Genomic DNA, 20591 nt, shown 5'->3' on the forward strand with positions numbered 1-20591 from the left:
TCCCTTTTATGACACATTGTCATATGACACCATGTCATTATAGCACTCTCTATTCAGAATGCAAGTTTTTTACAAAAAAAATCAAGCACCTAGCAAGACAAAATTGATGTTAGATTCTGTCTCACCAGTTGCTTGATTAATAATAGTGTTTGATGCATTCTTGTAACAAGCCAGCGACCTCTTTTATAGGTCCATTGGCATCTATTCGTTGATAATTAGGATATTGTTCCAATTGGTTTTTGATAAGAATTTCTTGATCATAAAGGTTTAAACGTTCTTCAATAATTTTAGGATCAGATTCTCGTTGCTTTAAACGTTGATAAATATTTTCTTTTGAAACGTCAAAAAAAACTGGAATGACGGACTCACCAAAACGCTCAAAGACCGCTTGAAAGCCTGGAAAAGTTAACGCATTATAGGCTGGATGCTCTTTCGTTGTTTCAACGATGGCAGCTACACCGACACCGTAATAGTTTCCATGGTAAAAATCATACTCCACTAACTGATTGGTTTCAATCAAGGTTTGAAAACTTGCTTTTGTTTCAAAATAGTAATCCACACCATCCACTTCATCCAACCGTTTTTTCCTCGTAGTATGCGAGATAACTTTATAGTTTTTCGGAAAAACCTTACTTGTAATTGCGGTCTTGCCAGAACCACTAGGACCCATAATAACAAAAAATGGATGTTGTAATTGCTTAATCATTAGAAACGCTCCTCTCAGTTGTTTCTATTATAACGTATTGTGCACTATTTTGAAAAATTGACAAAAAAGAGCTTGGGCCAAAAATCACTTTAGATTTTTGGCCCAAGCTTAAAAATTAATAGACGGCGGGAACAGAAGCAACAACCTGCTACGCTTATCTTGTTTTGTTTAATTACAATAACTAGTCTAAGTTTTGTCCATTAGTTTCGATAACTTGTTTGTACCAATTAAACGATTTTTTTTCATAACGGTTTTTAGTACCATTTCCTTCATCGTCTAAATCAACGTAAATAAACCCATACCGTTTACTCATTTCACCTGTGGAAGCACTGACTAAATCAATACAGCCCCACGGCGTATAGCCCATTAAATCGACGCCATCTGCAACTGCTTCTGCCATTGCTTCAATATGACGACGTAAATAATCAATCCGATAGTCGTCTGCCACATAGAAATTTTCGTCTACTTTATCAATTGCACCTAAGCCGTTTTCCACAATAAATAAAGGTTTTTGATAACGATTATATAATTCATTTAGGGCAATTCGTAAGCCTTCGGGATCAATTTGCCAACCCCATTCACTTGCTTCTAAGAAGGGATTTTTAACGCCGCCTAAAAGATTCCCATTTGCTGTATCGTTGGTAGTACCAGTAACATCGACAGCAGTCGACATATAATAACTAAAGCCAATGTAATCCACTGGGTATTCTTTTAATAATTCTAAATCGCCTTCTTCAATGACTAAGTCTTTCACAGCATATTTTTGATATATGCGTTCTGCGTATGTTGGATATTCACCACGAACTTGAACATCTGTACAATAATAATTAAACTCTTGGTTTTCAATCATTGTAGCAACTTGATTGACTGGATTCGAATCAATGCCATACGTTGTTGCATAAATAATCATACATCCAATTTTTAATTCTGGATTTAATTCATGGCCAATTTTTACAGCTTTACTACTTGCAACAAATTGATTATGCCATGCTTGGAAAATGTTTTGATAATCATTGGCTCCATTGCTTTTTACCAATCCTTGACTAAGTGCTGGAAAATGAAAAGCTGAATTAATTTCATTGAATGTCATCCAATAGTTAACTTTTTGGTGGTAACGTGTTAAAACAGTTTCCGCAAAACGTTCATAAAAGTCAACTAATTGACGATTTTTCCACCCGCCGTATTCTTTCGCTAAATGCAGTGGCATTTCATAATGAGAAATCGTAATTACTGGTTCAATGTTATAGCTTAAACATTCATCGATAACCGCATCATAAAATTTCAAGCCGGCTTCATTCGGTTGTGTTTCATCTCCTTGTGGAAAAATACGCGACCACGCAATTGAAAACCGATAACATTTGAAGCCCATTTTAGCAAACAACGCAATGTCCTCTTTAAAGCGATCATAGTGATCAATTCCTGTATGATTAGGGTAGCGATATTTCGTTTCGTCAATCGTCCAATCAAACGCTTCATCTCCTAAAATAGCGAAACGTTGTTTTCCTCCCGGCATCGCATCTGCCACAGATAAACCTTTACCGTCGGCTAAGTAAGCCCCTTCTAATTGATTGGCTGCGGTCGCACCGCCCCATAAAAATCCTTTTGGAAATTTTGTCGTTGTTGTCATACTTGTTCCTCCTCCAATTGTCTTTTATTTAATAATGGCTAAAAAGTCTTCACCATGTAACACGTCTGTTTGGTTCATATCCAAAACATCTAAATAATCATTCGTATTCGTTACCACAATCGGTGTAACTACTGGATAACCAGCTTCTTTAATGGCAGCAATATCAAAAGTAACCAGCAAATCTCCTTTTTTAACAGAATCACCTTGTTTCACTGATAATTCAAAGCCTTTACCATCTAATTCGACTGTATCCATGCCAATATGCATTAATAATTCAACGCCCTCTGTTGTCGTCAAGCCAACAGCATGTCCTGTCGGAAATAATGTGGTGATTTCACCATCTGCGGGTGCATACAGTTTGCCTTCAGTCGGCTCAATTGCAACACCTTTTCCTAAAGCACCTGAAGCAAAAACAGGGTCTTGTACTTTTTCTAGCGGTAAAATTTCACCTTGAAGTGGACTTGCTAAAATAATTTTGTCTTCTTGATTCGTTTTTACAGGTGCCACCATCTTATCAGTTGCTGTTTTTTCAGTTGCTGTTTCTGGATTAGGTTGATCTTCAAAACGTAAGACAAACGTTAAGACAAACGCAATGATAAAGGCAGTTCCGGCACCAATTGCACCAGTAATCATCGGTGCAGTATCTTTTGTCTCTGCAGGAATAAAGCCAGGCAAGCTCAACATACTAACCAAGCCAAACGTAAAGTTTTTCACGTGATTCATAGCCACAAATGCTCCACCGATACCGCCACCAATACAAGCTGCAATAAATGGTTTTTTCAATGGTAAAGTCACGCCATATACAGTTGGTTCAGTAATTCCAAAAATAGTCGTAATACTTGAAGACAAAGCCAAACCTTTTAGTTTCACATTTTTTGTTAAGAAAAAGACAGCTAAAGCAGCCCCGCCTTGTGCAATAACGGCTGGTAATAACATTGGTACCATCGTATCGCCACCTTGTGTTAAGTTTAACATCATAATTGGTACAAAGCCCCAATGCATACCAAACATTACCAAGACTTGCCACAACGAACCCATTAATAACCCTGCGATAATTGGACTAAAAGCGTAAATTGCGTTGTATCCTTGTCCCAACCAATCGCCGATGACCGTCCCGATAGGACCAATAGCTAAGAAGGTAACAGGTGCCATAATAAGGAAAACAGCTAACGGAACGCAGATAATTTGTAGAAAACTCGGAATTACTTTTTTGAAGAAACGTTCTACATAACTTTGTGCAAAAACAGCCAAAATAATTGGTAAAACCGAAGAAGTATAGCCACTTGGCCCAATAATCACTGGAAGACCAGCAAAGCTAATTGTTTTGCCTGCTAAAGCAGTAATGCTGGGATGAACTAAGGCCATCGCCAAAGCAACCGCTAAAAAGGGATTAGTATTGAATTTTTTAGCAGCCGTAAACGCTAACATAATTGGTAAGAAAGTAAATAAGCCATCTGCAATCGAAAAGAGAACAAGATATACGCCTGAAGTGTCAGCTAACCAGCCCATAGTTACAGCTAATGTTAAGAAGCCTTTTAGAACCCCAGCGCCGGCCATTGCACCTAAAAACGGTGTAAAAATAGAAGAAATAATATCAATTAAACGGTTAAAAATATTTCCGCCACTTTCTTTTTCTCTATTATCAGAATCATTACCTAGTCCACTGTTGGCCATCAAATCCTTATAGACATCACTAACGTGACTGCCAATAACCACTTGATATTGTCCTGCACTTTGAACTACCTGAATAACATCTGGGTCAGCATTCAATGCAGCTGTATCTGCTTTATTCTCATCTTTTAATTTAAAACGTAAGCGCGTAGCACAGTGAACAACACTATTAACGTTGCCTTCGCCCCCAACAGCTTTTAACACACGTGCTGCAATTTCTTGATTTTTACTCATCTCTAGATCCTCATTTCCATTAATTTTTAATATCAAAAAAACCTACATTGAAAAAGAGCCAGATCCTTCTCTTCACAGCTGCGCAGTCTGCGAAAATCGTTATCGTTTTTTTCAATCTAGGTTTTGCCTGCATTATCAGTAACAATCCGCGATTATTGGTTGTTATGCTTTTTTATCATTGACCACTCTTTGGATATGAATGGTTAAATAAATCATTTCCGCTTGATCAATTGGTCGATCATAGCTTTTTAATAAATACTCATTAATACGTTGGACCGCTTGAAACGCCTTAGGATACTTTCCTTGGACCAATGCAAAAAGAAATTCGTCCTCCTCATCATGCGCTTCTTGTTTTAAATAACGTTGCGCAAAATATTGAAGATGTGTAACAATTCGTTGATAGTTCAATGAATCTTCATCAAACACCTGTCCAAAGTAGCGACTAATAATCGTTAAAATATCACGAACCATCTTGGTTGCTTCCATGGTAACTTCCATATTGCCATTTCCTTGTTCAGCATTCACAATATGAAAAGCAATGAAGCCCGCTTCATTTTCTGAAAATTGAACCCCTAGCTTTTCAGCAATAATCGCTAATGCTTGCTTTGCGATTTCAAATTCTTTAGGATAAAATTTGCGTGTTTCGAATACAAGAGGATTCGGAATATCAATTCCTTCTTTGGCTCGAAGTAACGCATAGTGAATATGATCCGTTAAAGTTAAATAAATATTTGATGAAAGCTCAATCGCTAGCGTTGTTTCTGCTAAATCAACGATTTGTTTGACGACTTCTACTTCTTTGGTGGGGACGTCTTCAAACAGCTGCTGGAATTGCCCTGCCATAGCGGAGTCCTTTAACACGAATTCCTTTTCAACATAATCTGGATTGATCGTGTCTCCAATCTTCTTTTGAAAGGCTAAGCCGCGTCCCATATAAACAATTTCTTCGCCTTGCTCATTTCTTGAAAGCACGACATTATTATTTAAAACTTTTTCAATCCTCATGATGAATGAAACCTCACTTTTTTATAAAAAAAGCCCAGAATCCCTCCACTGATTGTGTTAATGGAAGACTCTGGTTTTGCCTGCAAAGCAGTAACAATCCTTATTTACAAAGTAATAATAGCACGCTTTTTTTTAATATGCAAGCCTTTCCAAAAAATATTTTTATTTATTTTTTACTCTTTTGATCCATTTTAAAAAAAGTTTACTAAAAGTAAAAAAAAGACTTGCTTTCTCTTACTTTTTATTAGTAAAATAGAGATGTTGAATTTTTAAACTATTTATTTTAAGGAGATTACACAATGTCAAAATTATTAGTTGTTAAAGCACATCCATTAACAAAAGAAGAATCACGCTCAGTTCGTGCGTTAGAAACATTTTTAGCTTCATACCGTGAAACAAATCCATCAGACGAAATCGAAATTTTAGATGTTTATGCACCAGAAACAAACATGCCGGAAATCGATGAAGAATTATTATCTGCTTGGGGTGCACTTCGCGCTGGCGCAGCATTTGAAACATTAAGCGAAAACCAACAACAAAAAGTGGCTCGTTTTAATGAATTAACTGATCAATTTTTATCTGCAGACAAAGTAGTAATTGCTAATCCAATGTGGAACTTAAACGTACCGACACGCTTAAAAGCTTGGGTAGATACAATCAACGTTGCTGGAAAAACATTCCAATATACTGCAGAAGGACCAAAACCTCTAACAAGTGGTAAAAAAGCCTTACACATCCAATCAAATGGCGGCTTCTACGAAGGAAAAGATTTTGCTTCTCAATACATTAAAGCGATTCTAAACTTTATTGGTGTTGATCAAGTCGACGGATTATTCATCGAAGGAATCGATCATTTCCCTGATCGTGCGGAAGAACTTTTAAATACTGCTATGATCAAAGCAACTGAATACGGTAAAACATTCTAAATTTTCCGAGTGATTTACATCAAAAAGAGACAAGCAGTTCGTTCACTGCTTGTCTCTTTTGTTACGTAGATTCTTGTTGATCTGGCTTATCTTCATCATACAAACCGGAAACAATTTGGTACCACTCAAAAATGTGTGTAATTATCACCTTAGCTGCGGCATAAACAGGAATTCCTAAAATCACCCCGACAATCCCAAATAGTTTACCAGACGTTAATAAAACAACCAAAATGGTGACTGGATGAATGGATAACTGACTGCCTAGGACAAGTGGTGAAATAAACCGACCTTCGACCGTTTGCTCAATGGCAAAAACAATCAAGACTTTAATTAACAAAGCTGGCCCACTGACAATTCCTAAAAAGACTGCTGGAATCATGGCTAAAAATGACCCTAAATAAGGAATTAAATTTAAAAAGCCTGCTGCAATACCTAAAGTGACTGCATAATCTAAGCCAATGACAGAAAAACCAATCATAAACATAATTGCCACTGCGAAAGCGACAGTTAACTGTCCTCTAATATAAGAAGAGACTTGATCATTGACTTCTGCAAGAACTTTTAAGGTTGGTTTCCGCATCTTCACTGGTAAAAATTTCATTAAATATGGCGCTAAGTTTTTGCCATCTTTCAGTAAATAAAATAGAATAAACGGCATCGTAATGATGGCGACAAAGATCGTAGCCACCGCCCCAAAGAAATTACCAATTCCTTGTACTGTGAACGTTGAGACGTTTTTAATGATGGTACCTAACGAACTGACAACTTTATCGCCTGCCGCTTCAAGTTGTTCTCTAAATTGCGCGAAAAGTGGATCACTTAATATTTCCTGCGATTTTTGATCAATTGTATCAATATATTGAGGAAAATGATTTACAAAGCTGACAGATTGCTCACGAATTTTAGGAACGATTACAATACCACCCCAAATGAGTAGTGCCACAATTAAAATAAATAGGCCAATAATACTCCAGACACGTGAGATTTGTTTTTTCTCTAAATAATCGACAATCGGATTTAATAAATAATATAAAATCCCCGCCATAATTACTGGTAAGCCGACAACGCCAAAAAACTGCCAGACGGGCTTAAATAAATAAGAAACTTTCGTAAAAGTTAGAATAATTAACAGCACCAATAAGACAATCAGTAAGGCTGTTACTACTTGATTATTTAAAAACCAACGCCAAAACCAAGACAGGCGTTTATCAGTCGTTTGTTTTTTATCCATTGATTCACGCTCCATTTACTAAATAATCAATTGTTGTTCCAATCGTTATCTTTGGTAACTGATGGGGCGTTAAATAAACACCATTTCGGATAACATCATCCTCATCGGTTGGTGCATCAGCAAAGATTAAAGTGCTGTGAGCGATACTTTGCAAGTTACTATTGGCAAAAGAACCCACTTTTGTGATTGTATAGTTTGTATCGCCAATTTTCAGATGATCTCCTTCTGCCAAGGTAACTTGGTCTTTTTCTGGGAATGATTGAATAACTGCATGTTGCTTCAAGGTATCGGTCGCAGTTTCTCCAAAAAGAATAATCATTTTTTCTGAATCATCGATTGCATGTTTGCCTATTTCTGTTACGGTTGCTTGCATCTTCCATCCCACTCCTTCATTATCTTACTTTTATTATTATAGCATAGAATAAAATAGATATTCAGGAAAAAGAAAAGGCGATGAACAATTGTCAATTGACTTTTGTTCACCGCCTTAAAATAAGTTTTTATTTAAAGAAGTTCATAATATGAGTCCAAATTTTTTCATCAAAGACATCCATTGGATTCCCATTTCCAATCAAACCATAACCAATCATTGTTCCCACAACAAATAAGATAATGACTAACGAAATGACCACTAGAATTTTCAATAATGTTACTAAAATATAACGAAATGAACTCATACGTTTGACTCCTTTAGATTACTGTCGTTGCTTGTTTTTCTTCAATTTTTTCATCATTGACACGTTCAACGTTCGCGCCTAATTTTTGAAGTTTTTTATGGAACTCATAATAGCCACGATCTAAATATTTCAAATTAGAGACACGTGTAATGCCATTTGCACGTAACCCTACTAAAATCAATGCGGCAGCTGCCCGTAAATCAGTGGCTTCAACTGCTGCTCCTTGTAACTCGTTGCCACCATTAATAACGGCAATGTTGCCGTCAATTTTTAAGTCAGCGTTCATTCGACGCATTTCCTCTAAGTGTTGGTAACGATTTTCAAAGACTGTTTCTGTCACGATGCTTGTTCCTTCAGCAAACATTTGGATCGCTGTCATTTGCGCTTGCATGTCTGTTGGGAAACCAGGATGCGGCATTGTCTTAACATCTGTTGGTTTTAGATGTTTTGGTCCAATTACACGGATGCCGTTTTCTTCTTCTTCAATGATTGCACCCATTTCAGTTAATTTAGAAATTAGCGGACGATTATGTTCAGAAATTGCTTCTTCAATTAAAACATTGCCCTCAGTCATTGCTGCAGCTACCATGAACGTACCTGCTTCAATTCGATCTTGAACGATTGAATGCTCTACGGCATGTAATTTATCGACGCCTTCGATACGCATCGTTTCTGTCCCAGCACCGATAACATTGGCACCCATTTTGTTTAAAATGTTTGCTAAGTCAACGATTTCAGGTTCACGAGCGACGTTTTCAATGATGGTTGTTCCTTTCGCACGAACAGCAGCCATCATAATGTTTTGCGTAGCGCCGACACTTGGGAAGTCTAAGTAAATAGTGTTACCGATTAGTTCATCCGCAATTGCTTCAATATAACCATTTTTTTGGATGATTTTTGCACCTAATGCTTGGAAGCCTTTTAAGTGTAAATCAATTGGTCGTTTCCCAATGGCACAGCCACCTGGCATTGCCACTTTGGCATGGCCATTACGAGCCAATAAAGGTCCCATTACAACGATAGAAGCACGCATTTTACTAACGTACTCATAGTTTGCTTCGATCCCTAAAGGTTGTGTTGCGTCTATTGTTACTTCATTCGCGTCTTCATCAAAATCAATGGCTACATTCAAATGCTTAATTACTTGATTCATTGTAAATACATCAGATAAAATTGGTACATTTTTTAAAGTAGTAACGCCTTCTTCAGCTAAAAGAGTAGCTGCTAAAATTGGTAAAACAGCGTTTTTGGCGCCTTCAATTTTTACAGTTCCTTCTAATTTTGTATTACCACCATGAACAATAATTTGTTCCATTTTGTTCCCCCCAAAAAAATGAGAATAGGTATTCCTATTCAAAATCTTTACTATTATACCATTATTCAACTAAAAATTGTACCTTTTTTTATTTTTCAATTTTTAAGGAAAATACACAATGAAAAGATTTCGACAAAGCGCAATCAATTCTAAAGCAAAAGAGCTAACTGTGTATCCGATAGCGATGGCTAAAAATACCATCAGCATTCTAATTTGCGGTGTAAATTGGGTTTTGAAAAATTGCTCAATACGCAATGATTGCAACGCCCAAAAACTTATGTAAATGAACATAAGATGACTAACGATTCGAACAATAGCATCTACTCCATAGTGTTGCATAAGGAGCCTCCTTTTTTCTAACGTAGGAACATTTTATCACAAAATAATAAAAACCGATAATTAATCCACTTGAAATGCCAAAATTTGACACTATTTATTAAAAAATACGAAGAAATAGAGTTTAAGGCACCTGACTCAATAGCAAGCGCCTTAAACTCTACAAAAGTGACTGAATCCTTCAGCCTTTTTTACCCATGTTTCGATACGTTGATCCGGTTGATTGCACGATGCAAAGCAACAGTCGCACGACGTAGTTGATCGCGGTCGTCTTTTGCTTTGGCTTCTTCAATTAAACGTTCTGCTCGTTGTTTTGCTCGTTCAGCACGAGGTACATCGATATCTCGTTCACGTTCGGCACTATCGGCAATAATAGAAACGACATTATCACGGACTTCCATGATACCACCATTTACAGCTACCCAGTCAACATGTGTATCTGAATCGGTCCGTTTGATGCGGACTTCATCAATCGCTAGCGGAACGATGATTGGCGCATGTTTTGGTAAAATACCAATTTCACCATCTGTTGTTTTCGCCACAACGATTTTTGCATGGTGGTCATAAACTAGACCATTCGGCGTTACTACATTCACAGTAAGACTATCCATTGTGTTTGCCGCCTTTCTAGTAGTTTAATTGTTTCGCTTTTTCGATGGCATCTTCAATTTTACCGACACTACGGAAGGCTTCTTCTGGCAGATTATCATGTTTACCTTCAAGAATTTCTTTAAAGCCACGAACTGTTTCCGCAACTGGTACATAAGAACCAGGTTGACCTGTAAATTGTTCAGCAACGTTAAAGTTTTGAGATAAGAAGAATTGAACACGGCGTGCGCGACCAACAAGTACTTTTTCGTCATCTGATAATTCGTCCATCCCTAAAATAGCGATGATATCTTGTAATTCACGGTAACGTTGTAAAATATGTTGCACTTCGGTAGCCACTTCGTAGTGTTCTTCTCCAACAATTTCAGGAGCCAAGGCACTAGAAGATGAAGCTAACGGATCTACCGCTGGATAAATCCCTTGTTCGGTTAATTTACGTTCCAAGTTAGTTGTTGCATCCAAATGGGCAAACGCTGTTGCTGGCGCTGGATCGGTATAGTCATCGGCTGGAACATAGATTGCTTGAATAGAGGTAATTGATCCTTTTTTCGTTGAAGTAATCCGTTCTTGTAATTGTCCCATTTCAGTCGCTAAGGTTGGTTGGTAACCTACGGCTGACGGCATCCGACCTAAAAGGGCAGAAACTTCTGAACCGGCTTGGGTGAAACGGAAAATGTTATCAATAAATAATAGCACGTCTTGTCCTTCCACATCACGGAAATATTCAGCAATCGTTAACCCAGTTAAGGCCACACGCATCCGTGCACCTGGTGGTTCGTTCATTTGACCAAAAACCATGGCTGTTTTTTCAATAACGCCTGAATCTTTCATTTCATAGTACAGGTCGTTCCCTTCACGTGTCCGTTCACCAACACCAGTAAAGACGGAAATCCCTCCATGTTCTTGGGCAATATTATGAATTAATTCTTGAATTAAGACGGTTTTACCAACACCGGCACCACCGAAAAGTCCGACTTTACCACCTTTTAGATAAGGCGCTAATAAGTCAATAACTTTAATCCCTGTTTCTAAAATTTCATTACTGGTACTTAATTCATCAAATGCTGGCGCTTTTTTATGAATCCCACTACGTTCAGCATCTGCAGGGAATGGCGCTTCTAAGTCAATTGTGTCTCCTAAAACGTTAAACACACGACCCAATGTATCTTTACCAACAGGAACTGAAATTGATTTTCCTGTATCGATAACTTCCATTCCACGTTGTAAACCATCTGTCGATTCCATGGCGATAGAACGAATCACTCCATCACCTAGTTCTAAAGCGACTTCAAGTACTACTTTTTGTTTTGCTTCGCCATTTTTATAAACGACTAAAGCGTTGTTAATATCGGGTAAGGATTGATCTAATGAAAATTCCACGTCAACAACGGGACCGATTACTTGAACAATCTTTCCTGAACTCATAATTTCTTTCCTCCAGTCTTCATAAAGTCACACGCTTTGAACGTTTTTATAAACGTTCAAACGTAAGACTAGATTATTCTAGTGCAGCTGCACCAGCAACAATTTCTGTAATTTCTTGGGTAATCGCCCCTTGACGAGCACGGTTATAAGAAATTGTTAAATCGCTAATAATATTTTGCGCATTGTCAGTGGCTGTTTTCATGGCGGTCATCCCAGCAGCATGTTCTGCTGTTTTCGCATCAATGATCGCCCCATAAATTAAGCTTTCTGCATATTGTGGTAATAATTGATCCAAGATTGCTTCAGGTGAAGGCTCTAAAAGATATTCTTGTTCGTAAGAGGTCGCCTCTGATGGATCTAAATCAGTAATTGGCAACATTTTTTCCACACGAAACTGACTCGTTAGTGAGTTAACGTGGTGATTATAACAAACATACAATTCATCAAACACTTCGTTTTGGTACATAGTCGTTGCCGTTGTCACAATCTTACGGACTTCTTCAAACGTTGGTTGATCCGTTAAGCCTCTTAGCTCATAGGAAACATCGATTCCGCGTGCTTTAAAGAAATCCGCCCCTGTACCACCAATGGCGATTAAGGCATATTCTTTATTAGAATCGTGGTCTTCTTGAATCATACTCATGGTTTGTTTTAAGATTGAGCTATTGTAGCCACCAACTAACCCTTTGTCAGAAGTGATAACGATATAGCCTGTTTTTTTGACAGGTCGTTGTGCTAACATCACATGATAGTTCCCTTCACTAAGAGAAGATTGTTCTGTTTCACGTAATTCACTTAACTGAGCAGCTACTAAATGCGTAACGACGCTACGAATTTTTGAAGAATATTCTTGAAAGCTTTTAGAGGCGCCTTCTGACTTGGTCAATTTGGCTGCAGAAACCATTTGCATCGCTTTGGTAATTTGGCTTGTCTTTTTTGTTGATGCAATGCGTTGTTTGATTTCATTTAATGAAGCACCCAATGTTGCTCACCTCTCTTATGCGTTATCGATTTTTTCTAAAGCTTCTTTGGCTGAATCTCCGCTGTTGTTTGCCGCTGCAAACATTTCAGAAAACTCTGTAATCGCTGCATCTAATGCATCAGTATCTGGTAAGTCTTTCGTTGTACGAATGGTTTCCAATAAGTCTGCATGTTTGCCATCAAAATAATCGAATAAATCTTGTTCAAAGTGTAAAATTTTATCTACGCTCACGCTATCTAAAAAGCCGTGTGTTAACGCATATAAAATTAAGACTTGTTTTTCTACAGGCAGTGGCGCATGTAGTTTTTGTTTTAAAATTTCTACCGTACGACGACCACGGTTTAATTTAGCTTGTGTTGCCGCATCTAAATCAGAGCCAAATTGTGTAAAGGCTTCTAACTCACGGTAACTAGCTAAGTCTAAACGAAGCGTTCCGGCAACTTTTTTCATTGCTTTGATTTGCGCTGATCCTCCGACCCGAGAAACAGATAACCCAGCATCAACGGCTGGACGAGTGCCTGCATAGAACAAGTCGCTTTCTAAGAAAATTTGTCCATCAGTGATTGAAATAACGTTTGTTGGAATATAAGCAGAAATATCGCCTGCTTGTGTTTCAACGAATGGTAAGGCTGTCATTGAACCGCCACCTAATTCATCACTTAATTTAGCTGCACGTTCTAACAAACGTGAGTGTAAATAGAAGACATCCCCTGGATAAGCTTCACGACCTGGTGGACGGCGTAATAGTAGAGAAAGTTCACGATAAGCCACGGCTTGTTTTGATAAGTCATCAAAAATAATTAAGACATGTTTGCCGTTATACATGAATTCTTCACCCATTGCAGTTCCTGCATATGGTGCAATGTAAAGTAATGGTGCTGGTTGTGAAGCCCCTGCAGTCACAACGATTGTATAATCTAAGGCACCAAATTTACGAAGTGTTTCTACTTGGTTACGAACAGTAGATTCTTTTTGACCAATCGCTACATAAATACAAATTACATCTTGTCCTTTTTGGTTAATAATTGTATCAATTGCAATCGATGTTTTCCCTGTTTTACGGTCTCCAATAACTAATTCCCGTTGTCCACGACCAATTGGTACTAGGGCATCAATGGCTTTTAAGCCAGTTTGCATTGGTTCAGCAACAGATTGACGTTGCATAACACCGGGAGCTGTTGCTTCCACAGGACGTGTTTTGTCTGTTTTAATTTCGCCTAAACCATCTAATGGTTGACCTAATGGATTAACGACACGGCCAATCAAAGCTTCCCCAACGGGTACTTCCATGATTTTGCCTGTGCGTTGTACTTTATCTCCTTCACGAATGGTTTCAAAATCGCCAAGGATAATAATCCCTACATCATTTGTTTCTAAGTTTTGTGCCATTCCGTATGAACCGTTTGAAAACTCAACAAGTTCTCCACTCATGGCATTTTCTAAACCGTGGGCGCGGGCAATTCCGTCACCGACGTAAGTGACTGTTCCAACTTCTTCAACAGCAAGCTGTTGTTGATAGTTTTCGATTTGTTCTTTAATCAAGGCACTGATTTCTTCTGCTTTGATAGCCATTCAATTCACCTCTTTGTAGTCCTAAAGATTATTTTAATAACTTCTGCTGCATATGTTCTAATTGTTTGCGGATGCTGCCATCGATTACTTGATGGTTTGCTTCAATAACCACTCCGCCGACAATTGACGGGTCAATTAAATTGACTAAATGCGCTTGTTCATACCCTAATAATTGGGCAGCTTTTTCTTCCATTGCTTGATGTTGTTCTTTTGATAAAGGAATGGCTGTTGTCACTGAACCCAAAATTAGTCCTTGGTGCTCATCATAACGTCGTTCATATTCATCAATCATCAAGAGCAGATCATACATGCGACGATATTCGTAAACCACTCGCAAAAAGTTTTGCATCATTTCACTAAAACCTGTTACTAGTTTTTCCATGATGCTGTCTTTTTCATAAGGCTCTAAGCGATCATCACTTAAAATATCGCCAATACCAGGTACTTGGTGATAGACTTCGCGAAGCGTCAATAATTCTTGATAAATTGCTTCAGCTTGGTTCTTTTCAACTGCCAACTCAAACAAAGCCTTGCCGTAGCGTTTACCAACTGTATATTTATCTAGTTTCATTTGCTTTACCTAAACTTTCAATATAAGAATCAATCAATGCTTCATGTGCATCTGGTGTTAATTCTTTATTTAAAATTTTGGCTGCAATTTGAAGAGAAAGATCTGCCACTTCATTTTTTACTGAAGACAATGCTTCTTCACGTTCTTGAGAAATATCTGTCCGAGCTTTTTCGCGTAAGCGAGTAACTTCCGCAGTTGTTTCTTTTAATGTTTTTTGGCGAGTCTGTTCTCCACTTTCTTTCGCGTTTTTAATAATTTCAGCTGCTTCTGATCTGGAAGAAAGTAATTGTTGTTGACGTTCTTTTTCCATTTTCGCTGCTGCTACGCGAGATTGTTCTGCAGAGTCTAAATCGTTGGCAATTTTTTCTTCACGTTGTGTCAAAATATCTACGATTGCTCCCCATGCATATTTCTTTAATAAGAGCATCAAGATTAAAAATGCACCACTGACAACAATCATCGTGCCTAGTGTGGTACTAGGAGCCGTTTCACCGACTACCAATATAGTAAGTAGCATGAAGTCTCAACTTCCTTTCTTGCAAAAATCGATTTAGCTTCTTCAACTGCTTTATCACTAGCTATTGAAAAGGCTAAAGATAGAAGAAAGCAGTGACGGTCCCGATAATAATCAGCGTCCTGCCTCCATTTTATTGCTTATCTGAATAAAAGTAATAAAGAAACAACGACACCTAAAATTGGCACAGCTTCGATTAAAGCGACCCCGATAAACATTGTTGTTCTTAATTGACCAGACATTTCTGGTTGACGAGTCATTGACTCGATTGTTTTTGAAATAACTTGTCCGTTACCGATAGCGGCTCCGATAGCTGAACCGAAAATTGCAATTGCTGCTGCGATAAAATTTAATCCTTCCATTGTGTAAAATCCTCCTAAAAGATAATTTTTGTCCTTCGTATTTCTTGATTATTCTTCTGTTTCAATTTTGTGTGACATATAAACCATTGAAAGTGTCACAAAGATAAACGCTTGGATACATCCAATAAAGATTGAGAATGCTACCCAAATCATTTCTAGCGGAATTGCTAGTGGGATAACCCATAATCCGACGCTTGCTACGGTTCCAGCAATTAAGCCCAATAGAACTTCGCCGGCAAAAATGTTTCCGTACAAACGCAAGCCTAATGTTAATAGATTCGTGAATTCTTCCATTAATTTTACCGGTAGTAAGAAACCAACGGGTCTTAAATAACTATTAACTAGATAGCCTTTAAAACCAAAGCGTTTCATACCAAAGAAGTGTGTTAAGACAATCATCATCATCGCTAACGTTAAGGTTACGATTGGATCGGCGGTTGGACTTTTCCAAACGCTGAGATCGTCGCCCACAACGATTTTTGTAACGAGACCCAAGATGTTTGAAACAAGCACAAACATGAACAGGGTAAACGCCATTAAATGAAAATTGCTCACTTCTTTACGAGGTAAATTGTCTGTAATGATTCCACGAATAAAATCCACTAACCATTCGATGACCGTTTGTTTGCCTTTAGGTCGTAGCTTCATATTTCTCGTACAAGCATAGACAAAGGCGAAAACAATGATACACGTCAACAGCACCATCAAAACAATGGTTCCATCAAACCAAATTGGTCCGATATTGAAGAGTAATTTCTTCTCTTCCAAATCAATTCACCTCTTTTCCAACAATCTTTCAGAAGTTTCATCCTACTCCTGAGTGATAATCCCTGGCAAAGCTATCGTACCACCACTTGTTGATAATTTACAAATAGTTTACTTTTAAAATTTCATGTGTTGAAAATTGGTTGGAAAACCTTTTCCATAAACCAATCTAATGCAGGGTGGTACTGCTTTCCGAAGCGATTAAAAAATGAATCATTTACATTCATTTACTCAACACTTACCAGATTTTACACCTAATCCGAAGAAAGGCAAGCAAATATGCGAAAAAGAATAAATTTACATTTTTAACGTCGGTTATTTTTTAATGTTCGGCTGATTTGTCGGTCAACTTCCTTACGTTTCAAGTCTTCACGCTTGTCGTACTGCTTTTTCCCTTTAGCTAAACCAATCAAAACTTTGGCATAGCCGTCTTTAATATAGACCTTCAAAGGTACTAATGTGATACCTGTATTTTTGGTTTCGCCGATTAACTTATTAATTTGTTTTTTGTGTAATAATAATTTTCTGGTACGTAATGGGTCATGATTAAAAATATTGCCCTGTTCATATGGACTAATATGAACATTATACAAAAAGGCTTCCCCGTTTCGAATTCGTGCAAAACCATCTTTTAAATTGATACGACCATTTCGAATAGATTTGATTTCTGTTCCTTGTAAAACAAGCCCAGCCTCAACCGTATCGATAATTGAATAATCATGTCTAGCTTTGCGGTTTTGTGCGATTAATTTTCCTTCCCCTTTTGGCATAAGCGACCTCCTCTACTTCTTCTTTTTCCCTTTTTTATTTTTTTGTTTCATTGCTTCTTTATAAAAAGGTTGTTTTTTGCCTTTGCCTTTTTTCTTATTTTTCTTTTTCTTACCATCAAATGATTCATCTTTTTTATTTCTTCGTTGATTATTTGAACGAGTTGAAGAATTGGCTTTACCTTTTTTACGTCCTTTTGGTCCTTCGACTGGCGCAACTTCTTCAGCTGAAATCAATTCACAATCAACTTCTCTTGTTTCTGGATCAGCTTTTTCAACACGGATTTGAACTTTCTGACCAATTTTCAAAGTCATTCCCGTCCGTTCACCAACTAACGCCATATGATTTTCAATAAAGTGGAAATAATCTTGTTTTAAGTTGTTCACGTGAATTAAGCCTTCTATTGTATTAGGCAGTTCCACAAAGATACCAAATTTTGTGACAGAGCTGATGATCCCGTCATACGTTTCTCCCACTTTATCTACCATAAATTCGGCTTTCTTCATAGCGTCCACTTCACGCTCTGCATCAACTGCGCGACGTTCCATACTTGAACTATGATTGGCAATTTCTGGTAATGCTTCGTTCCATTTTTCTTGATTTTTTTCAGATTGATCTTGGCTATAGCTGCGAATCAAACGATGCACAATTAAATCTGGATAACGACGTATTGGTGAAGTAAAATGCGTATAATATTCAGCGGCCAACCCATAGTGTCCGTAGTTGTCTTCTGAGTATTTCGCTTGTTGCATACTTCTTAGCAACATCGTATTAATAACCACTTCTTCCGGCTTATTTTCAACTTGCTCTAAAACTTTTTGTAAATCTTTCGGTGAAATGTTTTCTTTTGTTCCTTTAACAAGAATGCCAAGTACTGCAGCAAAATCAAAGAAACGTTGCATTTTTTCTTCTTTTGGTTGTTCATGAATCCGATAAATGAATGGCAGTTTTAAGTCATGATAATGACGTGCCACAGTTTCATTCGCTGCCAACATAAAAGATTCAATTAATCGTTCACCCACGCCACGCGTGCGTAAAAGAATATCTTGGGGATGACCATTTTCATCAACTAGGACTTTGGCTTCACGATCTTCAAAAGAAATCGCACCACGGCGCATACGCATCTCTTCTAATATGTGGTGCAGCTCGCCCATCTCTTTAAACATGGGAACTAGCTCTTTGTAGCGTTCTAACGTTTCAGGTTTTTGCTCTTCTAAAATTTCATTGACTGCTGTATAGGTCATTCGCTCCGTTGTTTGGATTACACTTTGAAAAATTTCATGCGAAATAACTTCTCCTTCTGGTGTAATTTCCATCTCACAGCTCATGGTTAAACGTGGAACATGTGGGTTTAGCGAACAAATCCCATTTGATAATCGCTGCGGAATCATTGGCACAACTCGGTCTGTCAAATAGACACTTGTGCCGCGTTCATACGCTTCCATATCCAATTGGCTTCCTTCAGTTACATAATAAGAAACATCTGCAATATGCACCCCTAAAAAGAAATTGCCATTTGCTAACTTTTGTACCGTTACCGCATCATCTAAATCTTTCGCATCTTCTCCATCAATCGTCACAATCAACTGATCACGTAAATCCCGACGACCGACTAAATCACTTTCTGCAATAGTTTCTGGTACTTGGTCCGCTTCAGCTAAAACTTCATCAGGAAATGCTGTGGGAATTCCATGAGCCACCACGATTGATAAAATATCCATTCCTGGATCATTTTTATGACCAATCACTTGTTTGACTAGTCCTTCCATACTCGTTGGATATTCTTGATCTGGATAATAGGTAATTTCAGCAATGACAATGCTGCCATCTACTGGCTTAATCCCTTCAGGTGCAATTGATACAGTATACTGATTCAATTTCTTATCTTTGGGAATCATGTAGCCATACAGTCCCATTTCTGCCATTTCTTCTTCACTATATGCCACAAATTCTCCGACAACTTGGCTCACTGCTCGCTCTTTAATTTCTTTGACTTTACCTTCTGCGCCGCGATCTGAAAAAGGATCCGCATGTTGGATCACATCGATTAAAACCGTGTCCCCATCCATTGCAAAGTTCGTTGCCTCTTTCGGAATATAAACATCTGGTTCTTCAGGATCGATGGTCACGAAACCAAAGCCTCGTTCATTTGCACGAAACGTTCCTTCTATTAATAAGTCTTTCATTGGTAACAAGACTTTGCCTTTTTTGTTGAAACTAACTGACTTTTCTCGTTCCATTTGTGCAATGGTTTGCACTAAAATTTTAAAATCTGAACTTTTTTCTAAATTCAAGCCTTGTGCAATTTCTTCCATTGAAAAGCTTTTCTTTTTTTGGCTTTCCATGAAATGTAAAATTTGCTCTTTAATTGTTTGTTTTGTCATTATTTCTCCTCATTCCAAGGTAGTGTTGCTAAAAATTGCACCACATCTTGCTCTAATTGTTTGTGTTCTCCACTCACCGTAATGACATGTCCGCTGTTTGGGTACCATTGTAAGGTCACACGTGCTTGTGTTAGCGCTTGGGCCGTTTGATAGACGCCCATTGGCTCAATCATTTCATCTTTGCCAGCTTGCGCTAAGAAAAGAGGTGCGTGGATTTTGTTTAGTTTGTCAGCCGTCTGACTAGCAATCGTTTCAATCGCTCCTAATTGTTGTTTGACTCGTTGCTTAATCGATTGCAACCGGCTTTGTTGTTCCTCTGCAGGAACTTCTGCGATTTTCATCACATTTTCTGCGTATAATACAAAATTTTCTGGGACTTTATTTTCGACAGGGTAGATCGGTGAACAGAAAAATCCACCACCAATTAATCCTGTTAATTGTTCCGTTAATGCATGCATACTGAAAATCCCGCCCATTGATAAACCAAAAATGGCAATTTCTTGGTAGCCTCTTTCTCTCAAAAAAGCGACTGCTTCTTGTGTATCTTGCCACCATTGTTCCGTTGTTTGATCTAAAATATCTTCAGGAACTAGCGTGCCATGTCCTGAAAAATTAGGCGAATAGACAGTATAATTTTCTTTTTCTAAACGTCTGCTTAACATCCGTACATCATTACTGCTGCCAGAATAAGCGTGTAATAAAAGGACCGCCCGTTTTCCTTTTTCTGAAAATAACGGCTTCGGTAAATTGATTTTTTTTGCCACTTCGCTCACCTCAGCTTCATTCTATCATATTCTCAAAAGAAAACCTTCCGAAATGATAAGTTTCAAAGACTTTTTCAGAAAGAAAAAGAACAGAAAAATAAGTGTCCGCACTCATCTCTCTGTTCTAAACTTGTCATTTTAAAAGAT

Annotated in this window: 21 protein-coding genes; 1 reads left to right on the plus strand and 20 read right to left on the minus strand. The window is 37.9% G+C overall.

Going from position 1 to position 20591, the window contains the following annotated elements:
• Positions 1 to 136 precede the first annotated feature (136 nt).
• The 4 genes from MKZ30_RS09920 to licT all read right to left on the minus strand — a co-directional run bounded on the left by MKZ30_RS09920 (position 137) and on the right by licT (position 5243).
• Positions 137 to 706, minus strand: coding sequence for a guanylate kinase (locus MKZ30_RS09920; RefSeq protein ID WP_002367148.1), 570 nt, complete (start codon positions 704 to 706; stop codon positions 137 to 139).
• 181 nt (positions 707 to 887) lie between these two features.
• Complete coding sequence (locus tag MKZ30_RS09925; protein ID WP_033600895.1) at positions 888 to 2333, minus strand: glycoside hydrolase family 1 protein; 1446 nt, start codon at positions 2331 to 2333, stop codon at positions 888 to 890.
• A gap of 24 nt (positions 2334 to 2357) precedes the next feature.
• On the minus strand, positions 2358 to 4238 hold the full coding sequence (locus MKZ30_RS09930; RefSeq protein WP_033600894.1) for a beta-glucoside-specific PTS transporter subunit IIABC: 1881 nt from the start codon (positions 4236 to 4238) through the stop codon (positions 2358 to 2360).
• A 162-nt stretch (positions 4239 to 4400) separates the two neighbouring features.
• Positions 4401 to 5243, minus strand: coding sequence for a BglG family transcription antiterminator LicT (gene licT / locus MKZ30_RS09935; RefSeq protein ID WP_002359608.1), 843 nt, complete (start codon positions 5241 to 5243; stop codon positions 4401 to 4403).
• Positions 5244 to 5542: 299 nt separating this feature from the next.
• Here licT and MKZ30_RS09940 point away from each other — a divergent pair, with 299 nt between their 5' ends.
• Positions 5543 to 6169, plus strand: coding sequence for an FMN-dependent NADH-azoreductase (locus tag MKZ30_RS09940; protein WP_033600892.1), 627 nt, complete (start codon positions 5543 to 5545; stop codon positions 6167 to 6169).
• A gap of 61 nt (positions 6170 to 6230) precedes the next feature.
• On the opposite strand, the gene MKZ30_RS09945 is transcribed toward MKZ30_RS09940, so the two are convergent.
• The 16 genes from MKZ30_RS09945 to MKZ30_RS10020 all read right to left on the minus strand — a co-directional run bounded on the left by MKZ30_RS09945 (position 6231) and on the right by MKZ30_RS10020 (position 20453).
• Positions 6231 to 7400 carry an AI-2E family transporter gene (locus MKZ30_RS09945; RefSeq protein WP_002381494.1) on the minus strand — a complete coding sequence of 390 codons (1170 nt, stop codon included), beginning with the start codon at positions 7398 to 7400 and terminating at the stop codon, positions 6231 to 6233.
• Between the two features lie 4 nt (positions 7401 to 7404).
• Positions 7405 to 7773: a PTS glucitol/sorbitol transporter subunit IIA gene (locus tag MKZ30_RS09950; RefSeq protein ID WP_002356567.1), complete on the minus strand. Its 369-nt coding sequence runs from the start codon at positions 7771 to 7773 to the stop codon at positions 7405 to 7407.
• Between the two features lie 127 nt (positions 7774 to 7900).
• Positions 7901 to 8077, minus strand: a complete 177-nt coding sequence (locus MKZ30_RS09955; RefSeq protein WP_002356564.1) for a DNA-directed RNA polymerase subunit beta — start codon at positions 8075 to 8077, stop codon at positions 7901 to 7903.
• 13 nt (positions 8078 to 8090) lie between these two features.
• The gene (gene murA / locus MKZ30_RS09960) at positions 8091 to 9392 is read right to left on the minus strand and encodes a UDP-N-acetylglucosamine 1-carboxyvinyltransferase (protein ID WP_002356562.1); all 1302 of its coding nucleotides are present in this window, start codon (positions 9390 to 9392) and stop codon (positions 8091 to 8093) included.
• A 102-nt stretch (positions 9393 to 9494) separates the two neighbouring features.
• The gene (locus MKZ30_RS09965) at positions 9495 to 9731 is read right to left on the minus strand and encodes a DUF1146 family protein (protein WP_033600890.1); all 237 of its coding nucleotides are present in this window, start codon (positions 9729 to 9731) and stop codon (positions 9495 to 9497) included.
• Between the two features lie 188 nt (positions 9732 to 9919).
• Positions 9920 to 10339 (minus strand): F0F1 ATP synthase subunit epsilon, encoded by a 420-nt coding sequence (locus tag MKZ30_RS09970; protein ID WP_002356559.1) that lies wholly within the window; start codon positions 10337 to 10339, stop codon positions 9920 to 9922.
• Positions 10340 to 10355: 16 nt separating this feature from the next.
• On the minus strand, positions 10356 to 11762 hold the full coding sequence (gene atpD / locus MKZ30_RS09975; RefSeq protein WP_002356558.1) for a F0F1 ATP synthase subunit beta: 1407 nt from the start codon (positions 11760 to 11762) through the stop codon (positions 10356 to 10358).
• A 73-nt stretch (positions 11763 to 11835) separates the two neighbouring features.
• Positions 11836 to 12744, minus strand: a complete 909-nt coding sequence (locus tag MKZ30_RS09980) for a F0F1 ATP synthase subunit gamma (protein ID WP_002359606.1) — start codon at positions 12742 to 12744, stop codon at positions 11836 to 11838.
• 15 nt (positions 12745 to 12759) lie between these two features.
• The gene (gene atpA / locus MKZ30_RS09985) at positions 12760 to 14316 is read right to left on the minus strand and encodes a F0F1 ATP synthase subunit alpha (RefSeq protein WP_002356555.1); all 1557 of its coding nucleotides are present in this window, start codon (positions 14314 to 14316) and stop codon (positions 12760 to 12762) included.
• A 28-nt stretch (positions 14317 to 14344) separates the two neighbouring features.
• Entirely contained in the window at positions 14345 to 14887 is a 543-nt protein-coding gene (gene atpH, locus MKZ30_RS09990; RefSeq protein WP_002356554.1) for an ATP synthase F1 subunit delta, read from the minus strand.
• Positions 14874 to 15404: a F0F1 ATP synthase subunit B gene (gene atpF / locus MKZ30_RS09995; RefSeq protein ID WP_002362573.1), complete on the minus strand. Its 531-nt coding sequence runs from the start codon at positions 15402 to 15404 to the stop codon at positions 14874 to 14876. The genes atpH and atpF overlap by 14 nt, the downstream gene beginning before the upstream one ends.
• 137 nt (positions 15405 to 15541) lie before the next feature.
• Positions 15542 to 15763 (minus strand): ATP synthase F0 subunit C, encoded by a 222-nt coding sequence (atpE, locus tag MKZ30_RS10000; RefSeq protein WP_002356552.1) that lies wholly within the window; start codon positions 15761 to 15763, stop codon positions 15542 to 15544.
• Between the two features lie 48 nt (positions 15764 to 15811).
• Positions 15812 to 16531, minus strand: a complete 720-nt coding sequence (atpB, locus tag MKZ30_RS10005) for a F0F1 ATP synthase subunit A (protein WP_002356551.1) — start codon at positions 16529 to 16531, stop codon at positions 15812 to 15814.
• Between the two features lie 302 nt (positions 16532 to 16833).
• The gene (gene smpB, locus MKZ30_RS10010) at positions 16834 to 17298 is read right to left on the minus strand and encodes an SsrA-binding protein SmpB (protein WP_002356550.1); all 465 of its coding nucleotides are present in this window, start codon (positions 17296 to 17298) and stop codon (positions 16834 to 16836) included.
• A gap of 12 nt (positions 17299 to 17310) precedes the next feature.
• Entirely contained in the window at positions 17311 to 19680 is a 2370-nt protein-coding gene (rnr, locus tag MKZ30_RS10015) for a ribonuclease R (RefSeq protein WP_249958761.1), read from the minus strand.
• Positions 19680 to 20453, minus strand: coding sequence for an alpha/beta hydrolase (locus MKZ30_RS10020; protein WP_002382646.1), 774 nt, complete (start codon positions 20451 to 20453; stop codon positions 19680 to 19682). The genes rnr and MKZ30_RS10020 overlap by 1 nt, the downstream gene beginning before the upstream one ends.
• Positions 20454 to 20591: the final 138 nt, after the last annotated feature.

This window comes from Enterococcus sp. LX10, assembly GCF_023539285.1.
Classification (GTDB): Bacteria; Bacillota; Bacilli; order Lactobacillales; family Enterococcaceae; genus Enterococcus; species Enterococcus faecalis.

Coding starts and splice junctions, on each gene's coding strand:
- MKZ30_RS09925 (WP_033600895.1), bottom strand. CDS start 2,333: ATGACAACAACGACAAAATTTCCAAAAGGATTTTTATGGGGCGGTGCG.
- atpF (WP_002362573.1), bottom strand. CDS start 15,404: ATGCTACTTACTATATTGGTAGTCGGTGAAACGGCTCCTAGTACCACA.
- murA (WP_002356562.1), bottom strand. CDS start 9,392: ATGGAACAAATTATTGTTCATGGTGGTAATACAAAATTAGAAGGAACT.
- licT (WP_002359608.1), bottom strand. CDS start 5,243: ATGAGGATTGAAAAAGTTTTAAATAATAATGTCGTGCTTTCAAGAAAT.
- MKZ30_RS09945 (WP_002381494.1), bottom strand. CDS start 7,400: ATGGATAAAAAACAAACGACTGATAAACGCCTGTCTTGGTTTTGGCGT.
- atpE (WP_002356552.1), bottom strand. CDS start 15,763: ATGGAAGGATTAAATTTTATCGCAGCAGCAATTGCAATTTTCGGTTCA.
- atpH (WP_002356554.1), bottom strand. CDS start 14,887: ATGAAACTAGATAAATATACAGTTGGTAAACGCTACGGCAAGGCTTTG.
- MKZ30_RS09970 (WP_002356559.1), bottom strand. CDS start 10,339: ATGGATAGTCTTACTGTGAATGTAGTAACGCCGAATGGTCTAGTTTAT.
- smpB (WP_002356550.1), bottom strand. CDS start 17,298: ATGCCAAAAGGGGAAGGAAAATTAATCGCACAAAACCGCAAAGCTAGA.
- rnr (WP_249958761.1), bottom strand. CDS start 19,680: ATGACAAAACAAACAATTAAAGAGCAAATTTTACATTTCATGGAAAGC.
- MKZ30_RS09955 (WP_002356564.1), bottom strand. CDS start 8,077: ATGAGTTCATTTCGTTATATTTTAGTAACATTATTGAAAATTCTAGTG.
- MKZ30_RS09950 (WP_002356567.1), bottom strand. CDS start 7,773: ATGCAAGCAACCGTAACAGAAATAGGCAAACATGCAATCGATGATTCA.
- atpA (WP_002356555.1), bottom strand. CDS start 14,316: ATGGCTATCAAAGCAGAAGAAATCAGTGCCTTGATTAAAGAACAAATC.
- MKZ30_RS09930 (WP_033600894.1), bottom strand. CDS start 4,238: ATGAGTAAAAATCAAGAAATTGCAGCACGTGTGTTAAAAGCTGTTGGG.
- atpD (WP_002356558.1), bottom strand. CDS start 11,762: ATGAGTTCAGGAAAGATTGTTCAAGTAATCGGTCCCGTTGTTGACGTG.
- MKZ30_RS09940 (WP_033600892.1), top strand. CDS start 5,543: ATGTCAAAATTATTAGTTGTTAAAGCACATCCATTAACAAAAGAAGAA.
- MKZ30_RS09920 (WP_002367148.1), bottom strand. CDS start 706: ATGATTAAGCAATTACAACATCCATTTTTTGTTATTATGGGTCCTAGT.
- MKZ30_RS09965 (WP_033600890.1), bottom strand. CDS start 9,731: ATGCAACACTATGGAGTAGATGCTATTGTTCGAATCGTTAGTCATCTT.